At 60.0% G+C, this 14,582-nt stretch carries 13 protein-coding genes; 5 read left to right on the top strand and 8 right to left on the bottom strand.

From position 1 onward, the window contains the following. Window positions 1–131: 131 nt before the first annotated feature. From mdcE to glpD, 6 genes are all read right to left on the bottom strand, one after another. Window positions 132–932, bottom strand: a complete 801-nt coding sequence (mdcE, locus tag ACCW71_RS09095; protein ID WP_436370865.1) for a biotin-independent malonate decarboxylase subunit gamma — start codon at window positions 930–932, stop codon at window positions 132–134. Beyond that, window positions 932–1,765 (bottom strand): biotin-independent malonate decarboxylase subunit beta, encoded by an 834-nt coding sequence (locus ACCW71_RS09090; RefSeq protein WP_436370864.1) that lies wholly within the window; start codon window positions 1,763–1,765, stop codon window positions 932–934. The genes mdcE and ACCW71_RS09090 overlap by 1 nt, the downstream gene beginning before the upstream one ends. Then, on the bottom strand, window positions 1,758–2,057 hold the full coding sequence (gene mdcC, locus ACCW71_RS09085) for a malonate decarboxylase acyl carrier protein (RefSeq protein WP_436370863.1): 300 nt from the start codon (window positions 2,055–2,057) through the stop codon (window positions 1,758–1,760). Before mdcC ends, ACCW71_RS09090 begins: the two co-directional genes overlap by 8 nt. An 8-nt stretch (window positions 2,058–2,065) precedes the next feature. Then, on the bottom strand, window positions 2,066–2,929 hold the full coding sequence (locus tag ACCW71_RS09080; RefSeq protein WP_436370862.1) for a triphosphoribosyl-dephospho-CoA synthase: 864 nt from the start codon (window positions 2,927–2,929) through the stop codon (window positions 2,066–2,068). After that, entirely contained in the window at window positions 2,929–4,584 is a 1,656-nt protein-coding gene (gene mdcA / locus ACCW71_RS09075) for a malonate decarboxylase subunit alpha (protein ID WP_436370861.1), read from the bottom strand. The genes ACCW71_RS09080 and mdcA overlap by 1 nt, the downstream gene beginning before the upstream one ends. Window positions 4,585–4,847: 263 nt before the next feature. Next, on the bottom strand, window positions 4,848–6,353 hold the full coding sequence (gene glpD / locus ACCW71_RS09070; protein WP_436370860.1) for a glycerol-3-phosphate dehydrogenase: 1,506 nt from the start codon (window positions 6,351–6,353) through the stop codon (window positions 4,848–4,850). 226 nt (window positions 6,354–6,579) lie between these two features. On the opposite strand from glpD, the gene glpE reads away from it, so the two are divergent. From glpE to malQ, 5 genes are all read left to right on the top strand, one after another. Beyond that, entirely contained in the window at window positions 6,580–6,906 is a 327-nt protein-coding gene (gene glpE, locus ACCW71_RS09065) for a thiosulfate sulfurtransferase GlpE (protein WP_436370859.1), read from the top strand. A 29-nt stretch (window positions 6,907–6,935) separates the two neighbouring features. After that, complete coding sequence (gene glpG / locus ACCW71_RS09060) at window positions 6,936–7,757, top strand: rhomboid family intramembrane serine protease GlpG (RefSeq protein WP_436370858.1); 822 nt, start codon at window positions 6,936–6,938, stop codon at window positions 7,755–7,757. A gap of 41 nt (window positions 7,758–7,798) precedes the next feature. Next, window positions 7,799–8,557 (top strand): DeoR/GlpR family transcriptional regulator, encoded by a 759-nt coding sequence (locus tag ACCW71_RS09055; RefSeq protein ID WP_090966799.1) that lies wholly within the window; start codon window positions 7,799–7,801, stop codon window positions 8,555–8,557. 156 nt (window positions 8,558–8,713) lie between these two features. Then, a complete protein-coding gene (gene malP, locus ACCW71_RS09050) occupies window positions 8,714–11,119 on the top strand; it encodes a maltodextrin phosphorylase (protein WP_436370857.1) in 2,406 nt (801 codons plus the stop codon). 9 nt (window positions 11,120–11,128) lie between these two features. Continuing rightward, window positions 11,129–13,198, top strand: a complete 2,070-nt coding sequence (gene malQ, locus ACCW71_RS09045) for a 4-alpha-glucanotransferase (RefSeq protein WP_436370856.1) — start codon at window positions 11,129–11,131, stop codon at window positions 13,196–13,198. A 38-nt stretch (window positions 13,199–13,236) separates the two neighbouring features. On the opposite strand, the gene nfuA is transcribed toward malQ, so the two are convergent. Both nfuA and gntX read right to left on the bottom strand, forming a co-directional pair. Continuing rightward, window positions 13,237–13,812: a Fe-S biogenesis protein NfuA gene (nfuA, locus tag ACCW71_RS09040; protein WP_436370855.1), complete on the bottom strand. Its 576-nt coding sequence runs from the start codon at window positions 13,810–13,812 to the stop codon at window positions 13,237–13,239. A 58-nt stretch (window positions 13,813–13,870) separates the two neighbouring features. After that, on the bottom strand, window positions 13,871–14,551 hold the full coding sequence (gene gntX, locus ACCW71_RS09035; RefSeq protein ID WP_436370854.1) for a DNA utilization protein GntX: 681 nt from the start codon (window positions 14,549–14,551) through the stop codon (window positions 13,871–13,873). Window positions 14,552–14,582: the final 31 nt, after the last annotated feature.

Below are 14,582 nucleotides of genomic sequence, written 5' to 3'. Positions count from 1 at the left end.
ATCACCTGTATTTAAGAAAGAATTCTCTACTAACAGCGATTTTTTATAATTCTGAAAGCGGCCACTGCTGCGAGGCGCGCGGTTACACGCGCCCCGTCAGACCGGTTTCGGCAGGTTTTTTTATTATTTAATTACCAGGTCGCGCGCATCCGCTCGCGCACCAGGGAGGAGCTGTGACGGTTGGTGGCACCCAGGCGGTTTTTCAGCGTAGGGTCCTGACGCGCATCGCTGATGGCTTTGTGCAGGGCAATCTCCACCATCGCCAGATCGGCGTCGGAAGGGGCGTCGGGATCCGCCACATTCAGCAGATCGGAGAGCAGACCCAGGGTGGCGAAGTTATTCACGTCGTAGGCCATCGGTGGAATGGTGGCGGCCAGCTTCTCGAGCGCCTCCACGGAACGCAGGGTGATCCGCGCCGCGGACTCTTTGCCCATCGCATGCACCAGCACGCCCTGATCGTTTAGCGCAATCAGACGGTTAGCCTGATAGCCGTGCGCCAGAAACGCACCGGACATCGCTTTGCCGACAATCAGACCAATCACCGGATGACCGGCCAGCCGTGCTTTGGCATAGGCACCGGCGGCACCGGCCAGCGCCTGATGAATGCCGAACGCCTCTTCACGGCGGCCATAGGCCTGGCTCGGCACGTCGATCACCGCCACTATCGGGCGTTTCACGGCGCTGTTTTTGTCCTCTTCCAGCGTTTCATTCACCACTTTCGCCAGCGTCCAGCCCTCCAGCAGGCCGACTTCACCGCGGGCGGCGCGGGGATAGTGATTCTCTGCGTCCGGCACCACGGCGATAAAGCGTACGCTTTCGCCATTGAGCTGACCGTCAGCCACCTGAACCGAGGCGCAGAGGCCACTGAGACGCTGCGCGTTGGGTGCGAGTTTTTCCAGCCAGGTTGCACCGCGGCTGTTTGTCTGACTCATTATTTCTCCTCCCGGGCGAAAAGCTGTTTAATCTGCGCCGTGTCGGCCTGTAAACGGGTGTCGAACTGGCTCAGGCGGGGCAGGAAATCAGCATATTTATCACTGCGGTGCTGGGCCGGAACGCCCTGCGCAATGCACTGGTTCATGGCGGTTTTCACCGCGTTGATGCCGTCGTCAACCAGCGCGTCGACCAGGCCGCTGGCGTAGCGGATTTCGCCGCCGGTCATGCTCCAGATAAAGGGACGATCGCGCGAGTCATACTCTTCAATTCCCGCTTCCTGCTCAATCACCTGCGGACCGTTCAGTCCCAGACGGGCTTCACGGGTCACAATCAGGTAGCTGCACAGCGCGGCGGCGATCGACATGCCGCCAAAGCAGCCGACGGTGCCGCTGATAATGCCGATAACCGGGGTATAGCGACGCAGATCGACAATCGCGGCATGAATATCGGCTATCGCCGCCAGGCCGAGATTCGCCTCCTGCAACCGCACGCCACCGGTCTCCAGGCAGAGTACCGCCTGCGTCGGGATGCCGTTGCGGTTATCTTCCGCCGCCAGTTCCAGCGCCGCCGCCATTTTCGCGCCAGAGACTTCCCCCATGCTGCCGCCCTGGAAAGTGCCTTCAATCGCGATCACCACGGCAGACTGGCCGTTCAGCGTACCGCGCGCCACCACCATGCCGTCATCGGACTGCGGCACCACGCCCTGCGGGGCGAGCCACGGCGACATAATGCCCTCAAACGGGTCGAGCAGTTCGCGGTAGCTGCCCGCATCCAGCAGCGTCCGGGCGCGTTCACGGGCCCGTAATTCAATAAAGCTGGCATCGTTACGCATGGCTCACCTCTTCAAAAACCTGTTCAATACGGATGCGTGCGACGCCGGGCGTGGCACCAAAATCGTGAATAACCAGCTCTCCGGCGGGCAGGCCGTTGATTAAATTCAGGCGGTCAAACAGCGCTTTCCAGCGGGCTTCGCTGTTATCCAGTGAGGTGGTGATCTCAATGCGCAGTGTGTCGCCTTCCGTTGCGGTGTAGAGCACTTCCATATCACCGGAACCGACAACCCCGGCCAGCGCTCTGCCACTGAGCAGGCGACCGGCAGGTATAGATAATGTGATGTGTTCCATAACGACCTCTAAAAAAAAGAATGGTTGGGTGTCGAACAGACCCGGTCGATAAACAGCGTCGCGGCCAGCAGATCGGCGGCCCCGCCGGGCGAGGCGTTAAGCGCCAGCATACGCTGGTCCAGCTTTGCCAGCGCCACCTTGCCGTTCACGGTGCGGCAGCCGCCCGCCAGTAATACGGCGCGCGCCCCCTGCTGCATGGTCTCCAGTCCGGTCATGCCGGCGCGGGAGAGGACGCAGGTATCGCTGAGCGAGGTCATGATCGCCATCAGCGCATCCAGCCGGGCTTCGCTTTCGCTGGCACCCACCGCCCGGCTGCCCAGCAGCTGCGGCAGCGCCAGCTTCATCACGTGAGGAAACGCCTGTTGCGCCTCTTCGCGTGCGCCGGGCACCTGATAGCGGTGCGTCGCTTTCAACCCTTTACTGAACAGCTTTGGCGCGGCGCGGTCGGGCAGGCTGGCCAGCGCTGCCGCCGTGGCGGTCAGCTGATCGGGACGGGCAGTGCCACCGTGCATCGCGGCGGCGCTGACCAGCAGCCCCAGCGCCCAGATGGCTCCGCGATGGGTGTTGACGCCGCCGGTGGCCGCCATCATCTGCTGCTCACCGTCGCGGCCCAGACGACCCACGGTTTCACGCAGGGCAATATCGGCGGGACGCAGCCAGCTATGGCGGGCCAGCGCCAGAAAGGCCGGCACCAGGCTGTGAGCGGAACGCTCCATCAGCGCCAGTGTCAGATCCTGATGCGCGCCGTTTCCCCGACTGTCTACCAGACCCGGCTTTGGACTCAGGCGGGCTTCATCGAGCAGACAATCGCGTGCAAGGATTGCCAGCTGACTGGCCTGCGCCTCGCTTTGGGTCTGTGACAGGAGTTTCATTACCAGCTCCGGAATTTAGCGGGCGGGTTGTAAAGGCCATCTGACCATTCGACCAGGTCAGCCACGCTGCCTGCCGCCAGCAGGGAGCGGGTGGCATCGGAGCGGCGGATACCCATATCTTCCGGGTAGGCCACTTTGCCGCTTTTACGCAGGGCGGCGACCCGTGCCGCGTCCACGCCCAGCCCGATGTCGGTGATGCCGGCTACGGCGGCGACCATGGCGCGACGCTCTTCCAGGCTCTCGGCGCGGTAGAGATAGGCGATGCCCTCTTCGGTCAGTACATGCGTCACGTCATCGCCGTAGATCATTACCGGCGCCAACGGCATACCGGAGGATTTCGCGACTTCAACCGCATCAAGGGTTTCAACGAAGGTCGGTTTCGCCCCGGCCTGGAAGGTCTCGACCATCTGCACCACCAGCTTTTTGCCGCGCTGCATCGGGTCTGGCTCGGTGATCATATTCAGCCAGGCGGGCGTGGCGTGACGGCGGCCGTGGGGATCGTGTCCCATGTTTGGCGCGCCGCCGAAGCCGGAGAGACGGCCACGGGTCACGGTAGAGGAGTTCGCCAGTCCATCAACCTGAAGGGTCGCGCCGATAAACATATCGACCGCATACTGGCCTGCCAGCTGACAGAAGGCGCGGTTAGAGCGCATTGAGCCGTCGCTGCCGGTAAAGAAGATGTCCGGGCGGGCACGGATATACTCCTCCATCCCCAGCTCACCGCCGAAGCAGTGCACGCTCTCCACCCAGCCGCTCTCAATCGCCGGGATCAGCGTCGGATGCGGGTTGAGTGCCCAGTGCTTACAGATTTTACCTTTCAGACCGAGCTGTTCGCCGTAGGTGGGCAGCAGCAGCTCAATTGCGGCGGTGTTAAACCCGATACCGTGATTCAGCGACTGCACCTGATGTTCAGCGTAGATGCCTTTAATCGCCATCATCGCCATCAGGATATGCTCCTGCTTGATCAGGCGCGGGTCGCGGGTAAACAGCGGTTCGATAAAGAACGGTTTGTCGGCCACCACGATAAAGTCGATCCAGGAGCCGGGAATATCGACGCGCGGCAGGTCGGTCTCGTCATCGACCAGTTCATTGACCTGGGCTATCACGATACCGTCACGGAACGCGGCGGCCTCCACCAGCGCCGGGGTATCTTCAGTGCTCGGACCGGTGTAGAGGTTGCCTTTGCGGTCCGCTTTATAACCGGCAATCAGCGCCACGTTCGGGCAGAGGTCAACATAGAGACGGGAATAGAGTTCGATATAGGTGTGGATCGCGCCAATTTCCAGCTGACCATCCTGCAACAGCTGAGACATACGCAGGCTCTGCGGGCCGGAGAAAGAGAAGTCGAGTTTGCGGGCAATGCCTTTTTCGAAAATATCGAGGTGTTCGCTGCGGCCGACGCTCGGCATAATCATATGCAGGTCGTGAACTTTGGCCGGATCAACCTCCGCCAGGGTACGGGATAAAAAGTCAGCCTGTTTCTGGTTATTCCCTTCCAGCACCACGCGGTCGCCCGGTGCAATTAATTTTTCCAGTGCTTCTGTGGCTCTTTCTACAGGAATGACTTTGCCATCAAGGGGGAAGGAAGCGAGACGACGCGCTTTTTCACTGCGGCGTGTGTTCCATTCCCGGGCAGGCGTTTGGCCTGTGTTCATTTCAACCTCCTGATTAGAACAGCTGTTGTTTCGTTTATGCTGAGTGAAGTCTGTGCTTTCTTAATAGGTGGTTCAATTAAGCAAAAAAACGAAACGTTATGTTTAAGGTAACAATGGCGTGGCAGCGGGACGAAGCGAGCAGGGAGCAAACGTTGAGTATAGAGTCAGACCGCAGAGAGGGTGGCAGTGGGGAGGGAGTGTGTTTAATAACAATAAAAAAAGCAGGCCGAAGCCTGCTTTCTGATTTATTCGATCACGCCAGATTATGACGCCAGCGACAGCGCCGGTTTTGCTTTCGCCGCCAGCCATTCGGCCACGCGCGCCTGCTGCTCTTTGGTCAGCCACATGCCCTGTTTGGTGCGACGCCAGATAGCGTCATCCAGTTCCCGTACCCACTCATGCTGCACCAGGTAGCGCAGCTCAGCTTCATAAAACTCGTGACCAAAGTTCTCACCCAGGTCATCCACACTTTTCGCCCCGGCTAACAGGGTTTCGGTGCTGCTGCCGTAGGTGCGTGAGAAGTGACGCGCCATATTTTCGCTGATAAACGGATAGCGGCGACGCAGGCTGGCCGCGTAATCTTCACGGGTGCCAGAGATATTGCCGCCCGGCAGCACGCAGTTTTTCGTCCAGGCCGGACCGGCGTTGGGATAGTACTTCGCCAGTTTCTCCAGCGCATGCTCCGCCAGCTTGCGATAGGTGGTCAGCTTGCCGCCGAACACCGACAGCAGCGGGGCCTGACCGTTATCGTCGCGCACATCCAGGGTGTAATCACGGGTGATCGCCTGCGGTGAATCAGACTCATCATCACACAGCGGACGCACACCGGAATAGGACCAGACAATATCGTCAGCGGTCAGCTGCTTTTTAAAGTGTCCATTGAACACTTTCAGCAGGTAGTCGGTTTCGCTGTCATCGATGTGGACGTTTTTCGGATCGCCTTTGTACTCCACGTCGGTGGTACCGATGATGGAGAACTCATCCATCCACGGAATAACAAACACGATGCGGTTATCTTCGTTTTGCAGGATATAGGCCTGCTTCTCGTTGTGAACGCGCGGCACCACAATGTGGCTGCCTTTGATCAGACGGATACCGTAGGGTGATTTCAGCTTCAGGCTGTCGTCGAACAACTGCTTGACCCACGGGCCCGCAGCGTTGACCAGGCCTTTGGCCTGCCAGGTATAGGTTTTGCCGCTGTCGACATCTTCCGCTTCCACCTTCCACAGACCGCCTTCACGCCAGGCGCGGGTCACGCGGGTACGGGTACGCACTTCACCGCCACGCTTCACCACTTCCTGCGCGTTCAGTACCACCATACGGGCGTCATCGACCCAGCAGTCGGAATATTCGAATCCGCGCGTGATTTCCGGCTTCAGGGCCGAATCCGCGCCAAAACGCAGGCTCTTACTGCCTGGCAGACTGGTGCGTTTGCCCAGATGGTCATACATAAACAGGCCGGTACGGATCATCCATGCCGGACGCAGATGCGGACGGTGCGGCAAGCGGAAACGCATCGGGAACGCCAGGTGCGGGGCCATTTTCAGCAGTACTTCACGCTCCGCCAGCGCCTCGCTGACCAGACGAAACTCGTAATGTTCGAGGTAGCGCAAGCCGCCGTGGATCAGTTTTGAACTGGCAGAGGAGGTCGCGCAAGCCAGATCCCGCGCCTCCAGCATTAACACCGACAGTCCGCGTCCTGCAGCGTCTGCTGCAATGCCGGCACCGTTGATGCCGCCGCCGATCACGATCAGGTCTTTGGTTTCCACGTCATCTCCTCCGATGTTCGGAATAGTTCTCTAATGTTCGTTTTCGAGCATAATCATAATCGCAAACCAACATTTACGCCAGCATTTAACCAGCTAAAAACAATTTTGCGTGATATAGCTAACATTATCTCCACCAAAAAAAGAGATAGCCGTAACGATTGTCGGGTTATCGGCGCGGATTCTCGGGTTACACTAGCTGCCATTGTGACGACAGATGAGAGACCCGATGGAAACGTTCGAATGTATTGATGTGCAGCAGGCGCAGGCGCGTCTGACGCAGGGCGCCCTGCTGGTGGATATTCGTGATCCGCAAAGTTTCGCGCTGGGCCATGCCGCGGGCGCGCTTCATCTGACCAACAGCAACCTCAGCGAGTTTGTCAGCGAGGCGGATCGCAGCCTGCCGGTGCTGGTAATGTGCTATCACGGCATCAGCAGTAAAAGTGCGGCGCAATATCTGCTGCAACAGGGCTTTAGCGCCACCTATAGCATTGATGGCGGTTTTGACGCCTGGCGTGCCGCGTTCCCGCAGCAGGTTGCGCAGGGCAGTGAATAACCCGCTGCCCGCCACAGGAAGAGTGACTGATGCGTATTACCCAATTTAATCAGCCGCGCATGGCGCAGGCCTTTGTGGATTACATGGCCACGCGCGGCGTGACGCTGCGTATTGAGCATGAAAACCACTACGTCATCATGCTGGATGATGAAAGTCAGCTGCCGATGGTCGAAAACGAACTTCAGCAGTTTATGCAGGACCCCAACCATCCGCGCTATCAGGCCGCCAGCTGGCACAGCGGTAAAACCGACAGCGGCCTGCGCTATGAGCGCAGCAATATCTGGGCGAATATTCGTGAGCGCGCCGGCCCGCTGACCATGACGGTGATGCTGCTCTGTATCGCGGTCTTTATTCTGATGCAGGTGATGGGCGATCAGACCGTGATGGCGTGGCTCGCCTGGCCGGATGCTGACCAGCATCTTCAGGTCTGGCGCTGGTTCAGCCATGCGCTGCTGCACTTCTCTCTGCTGCACATCCTGTTCAACCTGATGTGGTGGTGGTATCTCGGCGGCGCGGTGGAGAAGCGGCTCGGCAGCGGCAAGCTGTTTGTGATTATGGTGATTTCGGCGCTGCTCAGCGGCTGGATGCAGGCGAAGTTCAGCGGCATCTGGTTTGGCGGCCTGTCGGGGGTGGTCTATGCCCTGATGGGTTACTGCTGGCTGCGCGGTGAACGCGACCCCGACAGCGGCATTTATCTGGAGCGGGGATTGATCGGTTTTGCGCTGGTCTGGCTGGTAATCGGCTGGTTTGGCGTATTGGGTCTGGCTATTGCTAACGCGGCGCACGTCGCGGGTCTGCTGGTGGGACTGGCGATGGCGCTGGTGGACACGCGCAATATTAGGCGCCGTTAGCACCGGCCTGGCAGCATTAAGCGGGTTAACAGGAGAGGAACGTGAAGCAGACGCAACGTCATGATGCGATTATCGATTTAGTCCGTCGTCAGGGATATGTCAGTACCGAGGAGCTGGTGGATCATTTTGAGGTCAGCCCGCAAACCATTCGTCGCGATCTGAACGATCTGGCCGATCAGAACAAAATTCAGCGCCATCACGGCGGCGCGGCGCTTCCCTCCAGCTCTGAGAATACCGCCTGGCACGATCGTAAAATGATGTGGTCAGCGGAGAAAGCGCGCATCGCCCAGCGCGTGGCCAGCCAGATCCCGGATGGGGCCACGCTGTTTATCGACATTGGCACCACGCCGGAAGCGGTGGCGCATGCGCTGCTTAACCACAGCGACCTGCGGGTGGTCACCAACAACCTCAACGTGGCGATGCTGCTGATGGGCAAGCCCGACTTCCGGGTGATTATCGCGGGCGGCGAAGTGCGGACCCGCGATGGGGCGGTGATGGGCGAAGCGACGCTCGACTTTATTTCGCAGTTCCGGCTCGACTACGGCATCCTCGGGATCAGCGGGATTGATATGGATGGTTCGCTGCTGGAGTTCGACTACCACGAAGTGCGCACCAAGCGGGCGATTATCGAAAATTCGCGCTGCGCGATGCTGGTGGTGGATCACTCGAAGTTTGGCCGCAATGCGATGGTCAACCTCGGCAACATGAGCCTGCTGGACTACCTCTACACCGACAAGATGCCGCCTGCCAGCGTGATGAAAGTGATTGAACAGCATGAGGTTCATCTCGAACTCTGCTGATTTCTGCCACGCCAGCCGCCCGGCTGGCGTTTTTCTTTGATAGTTGTCGCTTTTTCCCCTACTCCCGTCTTTACTTAATCGGTTGCTGACAACCCGTTGCCAGCCCGTGCGCTTGCTATTTTTGCTTCACCTTATTGCGTAACAGAAGGGAGTAATATGCCGCAGCAAAAATTTAATAAAGCCCGTTTTAACGCCGCGTTAACCCGCCAGTGGCAGCAGCTGAGCCTCTCCTCCCCCCAACAGATGACCGCGCATCAGGCGTGGCACGCGGTCAGCGCCGCACTGGCGGAACTGCTGGCCGCGCAGCCCGTCCCGCGTCCTGCCGAGGGGCAGCGTCACGTCAATTATCTGTCGATGGAGTTTCTCACCGGCCGCCTGACCGGTAACAATCTGCTCAATCTCGGCTGGTATGATGAGGTGAAAGCGGTGCTGGCGGAGCAGCAGCTCGACTTAACCGAACTGCTGGAGCAGGAGGTCGATCCGGCGCTGGGCAACGGCGGGCTGGGGCGGCTGGCGGCCTGCTACATGGACTCGATGGCGACGGTGGGCCAGTCCGCCACCGGCCACGGGCTCAACTATCAGTATGGCCTGTTTCGCCAGTCGTTCCTGGAGGGACAGCAGATTGAAGCGCCCGATGAGTGGCAGCGCGATCGCTATCCGTGGTTCCGCCACAACGCGGCGCTGGATGTGACGGTGGCGATGGGCGGTCGGGTCGAGAAGCTGGAGACGGGCGGCGTGCACTGGCAGCCCGATTTCACGCTGCGCGGCGAGGCCTGGGATCTGCCGGTTATCGGCTATCGCAACGGCGTTACGCTGCCGCTGCGGCTGTGGCAGGCGACCGCGATTCAGCCTTTCGATCTCACCGCGTTTAATGACGGTCACTTCCTCCAGGCTGAGCAGCCCGGCATCGAGGCGGCAAAACTGACCAAAGTGCTCTATCCCAATGACAATCATCAGGCCGGGAAGCGGCTGCGCCTGATGCAGCAATATTTTCAGTGCGCCTGTGCGGTGGCGGATATTCTGCGCCGTCACCATCTGGCGGGACGCAGCATTCATAGTCTGCCCGACTTCGAAGTGATCCAGCTCAACGACACCCATCCCACCATCGCCATCCCGGAGATGCTGCGCCTGCTGCTGGATGAGCATCAGCTGAGCTGGGATGCGGCGTGGCAGATCACCAGCCGCTTATTCGCCTACACCAACCACACCCTGATGCCGGAAGCGCTGGAGCGCTGGGATGAGAAGCTGATGCGCAGCCTGCTGCCGCGTCACATGCTGATCATCAAAGAGATCAATCAGCGGCTGAAAAAGCAGGTGAAGCAGCGCTGGCCGGGCGACAAAGCGATGTGGCACAAGCTGGCGGTGGTGGCGGACGGACAGGTGCGGATGGCCAATCTCTGCGTGGTCAGTGGCTTTGCGGTTAACGGCGTGGCGGCGCTGCACTCCCGCCTGGTGGTGAGCGATCTCTTCCCGGAGTATCACCAGCTCTGGCCGCAAAAATTCCATAACGTCACCAACGGCATTACGCCGCGTCGCTGGCTGAAGCAGTGCAATCCGGCACTGGCCGGGCTGATTGATGAGACGCTGAAAACCGAGTGGGTTAACAACCTGGAGGCGTTAAGCGGTCTGGAGCCGTACGCCGACGATCAGGCGTTCCGGCAGCGCTATCGCAGCATTAAGCAGCAGAACAAAGCGCAGCTCACGGAGTATATCGCCCGGCACACCGGCATTATCGTTAACCCGGCGGCGCTGTTCGATGTGCAGATCAAACGGTTGCATGAGTACAAACGCCAGCATCTCAGCCTGCTGCACATTCTCTACTGCTATCAGCGGCTCTGTCACAACCCGGACGATCTCACCTTTACCCCACGGGTCTTTCTGTTCGGAGCCAAAGCCGCGCCCGGCTACTACCTGGCGAAAAATATTATCTACGCCATTAACAAGGTGGCGGAGGTGGTGAACAACGATCCGCGGGTTGGCGACAGGCTCAAAGTGGTGTTTATCCCTGACTACCGCATCACCGTGGCGGAGATGATGATCCCGGCCGCCGATCTCTCCGAGCAGATCTCCACCGCCGGTTATGAAGCCTCCGGCACCGGTAATATGAAGCTGGCGTTAAACGGCGCGCTGACTATCGGCACGCTGGATGGGGCGAATGTCGAGATTGCTGAGCAGGTGGGTGAGGAGAATATCTTTATCTTTGGTCACAGCGTGGAGGAGGTAAAGGCGCTGAAGGCCAAAGGCTACCATCCGAAAAAGGTGCGTAAGCAGAATAAGCCGCTGGACGATCTGCTGAAATCGCTGGAGAAGGGCAAATTCAGCGGCGGGGATAAGCAGGCGTTTAATCTGCTGCTGGAGAGCCTGACGAAGCAGGGCGATCCCTGGCTGGTACTGGCCGACTTCCAGGCCTATATCGAGGCGCAGCAGCGGGTGGAGACCCTGTGGCACGACCCGGAAGGCTGGACGCGCGCCGCCATCCTCAATACGGCACGGACCGGCATCTTCAGTTCGGACCGTTCAATTCATGACTATCAACAACGTATCTGGCAGGCACCGCGCTAAGGAGCAGCAATGAAGCAATCTTCACTCGACCAGGCCGCCCGTGACGCGGGGATTTCACTGGATTACATCGATGTAAACGGCAAAAAAGCAGAGATCGGCGATGAGACTAAGCGCGCGCTGCTGGCGGTCATGAGCCATCCCCAACAGGACAAAAAATCACCGCTGCCACCGGTCGCGGTCTTCAGCGGCAGCGGCAAACGCCAGCTGACGCCACAGGGCAGTGGCGTCTATCGCTGGCAGTTGCAGACCGAAAAGGGCAAACAGCTCAGCGGCGAGTTGACCGCGGGTGAGCCTTTTACCCTGCCGGGGCCGCTGGCGCAGGGCTATCACCAGCTGACGCTGACTAAAGGAAAGAAAAGCTGGCAGACGTGGATTATCGTCACGCCACGCCGCTGTTATCTGCCACCGGCGCTGGAGGCGGGGGAAAAACGCTGGGGCGCGCTGGTGCAGCTCTATACCGTGCGTTCTGAACAGAACTGGGGCATCGGTGACTTTGGCGACCTGGACACACTGCTGGTGCAGCTGGCTGAACGCGGCGGCGATTTCGTCGGCCTCAACCCGCTACATGCGCTCTATCCCGCCAGCGCCGGTTTCGCCAGCCCCTATAGTCCGTCGTCACGCCGCTGGCTGAACGTGATTTATATCGACGTCAGTCAGGTGGCCGATTTTCAGCAAAGCGCGGCGGCGCAGAAGTGGTGGAAAAGCGCCAAAACCCAGAAGGCGCTGAGCAAAGCGCGTGCGGCGGATCTGGTTGACTACGAAGCCGTCATGGCGCTGAAGCTGGCGGCACTGCGCCACGCCTGGGCGCACTTTCAGGCACGCGACAGCGAAAGCGAAGAGCATCACTCCTTTGCGGCCTTTGTGCGTGCAGGCGGCGACAGCCTGCGGTATCAGGCCGCCTATGACGGCATTCAGCTGGCGCGGCAGGCAGACAAGACGCAGCAGGGTGGCTGGCCCGCCTGGCCGGAAGGCTGGCGCAACAGCCAGCTGCCGGAGGTGCAGCAGTGGTGTCAGGAGCATGAAGAGGAGATCGCCTTCTGGCAGTGGCTGCAATGGCTGGCGCAGCAGCAGTTCTCCGGCTGCTGGACGCACAGCCAGGCGCTGGGCATGAGCGTCGGTCTCTATCGTGACCTGGCGGTGGGTGTGGCGGAAGGGAGTGCCGAAACCTGGCACGACCCGGAGCTTTACCGGCTCAAAGCCTCAGTCGGCGCGCCACCTGACCGCCTCGGTCCGCTGGGGCAAAACTGGGGCCTGCCGCCGATGGACCCGCATGTGATGCAGGCGCGCGGCTATCAGCCGTTTATCGACATGCTGCGCGCCAATATGCGCGACTGCGGCGCACTGCGCATCGACCATGTGATGTCGCTGCTGCGTCTCTGGTGGGTACCGGCCGGGGAGACGGCGGATAAAGGTGCCTATGTCGCCTATCCGGTCAACGACCTGCTGGGGATCCTGGCGCTGGAGAGCCACCGGCTGCGCTGTATGGTGATTGGTGAAGACCTCGGCACCGTGCCAGCGGAGATTGTCAGCCTGCTGCGCAAAAGCGGCGTCTTTTCATGGAAGGTGCTGTGGTTTGAGCAGGAGAAGGATGAGCGCTATCGCGCGCCGCAGGACTATCCGCGCCAGTCGATCGCCAGCGCCAGTACCCATGACCTGCCGACCCTGACCGGTTTCTGGGAGCAGGGCGACCTGGAACTGGGCGAGAAGATTGGTCTCTATCCCGGCGACGCGGTGAAAGCGTTACATCAGCAGCGTGCCGCCCAGAAGCAGGCGCTGCTGGATGCGCTGCATCAGGCGGGCGCACTGCCAGCGCGCAGCCAGAAGAAGGCGGAGAAGCTGGCGATGACCCCGGCGCTGAACCGGGCGATCCATCGCTTCCTCGCCGCGACCGACAGCGCGCTGCTTGGCCTGCAACCCGAGGACTGGCTCGGTATGACCACGCCGGTCAACGTGCCGGGCACGGTGGAGCAGTACCCCAACTGGCGGCGCAAACTGAGCAAAACGCTGGAGGAGATCTTCGCGGATAAGGAAGTGAATGCGCTGCTGAAGGTGGTCAGCGAGCAGAGTCAGTCAGACTGATGAGAGGAGCGCGGCAGCCGGGCTGTCGCGCTTATTCATTAATAGAACGAGTGTTCACCGCGCTGATGCTCGGTAATATCCCGCACGCCTTTCAGTTCCGGGAAGGCGGCCAGCAGCTCTTTCTCAATGCCATCTTTCAGGGTCACGTCAATCATCGAACAGCCGTTACAGCCGCCGCCAAATTGCAGGATGGCGAAACCATCCTCGGTGATCTCCATCAGCGACACGCGACCGCCGTGGCTCGCCAGCTGTGGGTTAATCTGAGCCTGTAACAGATACTCAACCCGCTCAGCCATCGGCGCATCGTCAGAGACCTTACGCATTTTGGCGTTCGGCGCTTTCAGCGTCAGCTGTGAGCCGAGGTTATCGGTGACGAAGTCAATTTCCGCGTCTTCCAGATAGGGCGCGCTCAGTTCATCCACGTAGGCGGAGAGTTTTTCAAACTTTAGTTCGGTATCAGTAGCTTCAACGGCATCGGGCGGACAGTATGAGACGCCACACTCAGCAGTTGGCGTACCCGGGTTAATCACGAATACGCGAATCTGGGTGCCATCTTCTTGTTTAGACAGCAGTTTAGAAAAATGTTCCTGGGCAGAATCAGTAATTCGGATCATGTCGATTGCTCAATAGTTGACTAATTTAGTTGGTTATTATACGCCCATCACCGACGCTCTACAAGGTACGGCACAGGCACCAGACCTGCACGCTGGCCGCCCCCTGCGCCAGTAACAGACGACTGATTTCGGCTACGGTACTGCCGGTGGTGATCACATCGTCCAGCAGGGCGATATGCCGTCCCTGCACCGCCATTTCCAGACGGAACGCCCCCTGCAAGTTGCTGCGGCGCTGACGGGCGCTCAGCTGATGCTGTAACGCGCCCTGACGCTGACGACTGATCCCTTCACGCCATTCACATCCCAGCCAGTGCGCCAGCGGTGCCGCCAGCAACACTGTCTGGTTGTAGCCACGCCGCCAGCGACGCCGTTGATGCAGCGGGACCGGCAGCAGCAGATCGGGACGCGGCACCACGCCGCGCCGCCAGACATCCAGCCAGCTTAGCAAAAGCAGCCGCGCCAGCATCACCCTGAGTGCGGTTATGTGAGAAAACTTCAGCTGATTAACCCACTCACTCAATGGCGGCCTGTAGTCGTTGACGCAGACCAGCGCCTGCCAGGGCGGCGGGGTGAGCTGGCAGCGGCCACAGGAAACCAGCGCCGATCCGGCGGGCAGGCCACAGCGCGGACAGAGCCGCGGCAGCGGCGGTAAGCCGCGCAGACAGAGGCTGCACAGGCCGTGACGGGCGAACCGCAACGGCAGCCGACATAGCCAACAGCGGGCAGGCATTGGTAGCATAGCGACCTCCTTATCATTTTCGGGATAGTAA

It is taken from the genome of Pantoea sp. C2G6 (genome assembly GCF_051336815.1).
Taxonomy (GTDB): Bacteria; Pseudomonadota; Gammaproteobacteria; order Enterobacterales; family Enterobacteriaceae; genus Pantoea.
The sequence above is the reverse complement of the archived record's forward strand: the minus strand, read 5'-3'. Positions and strand labels throughout refer to the sequence as shown.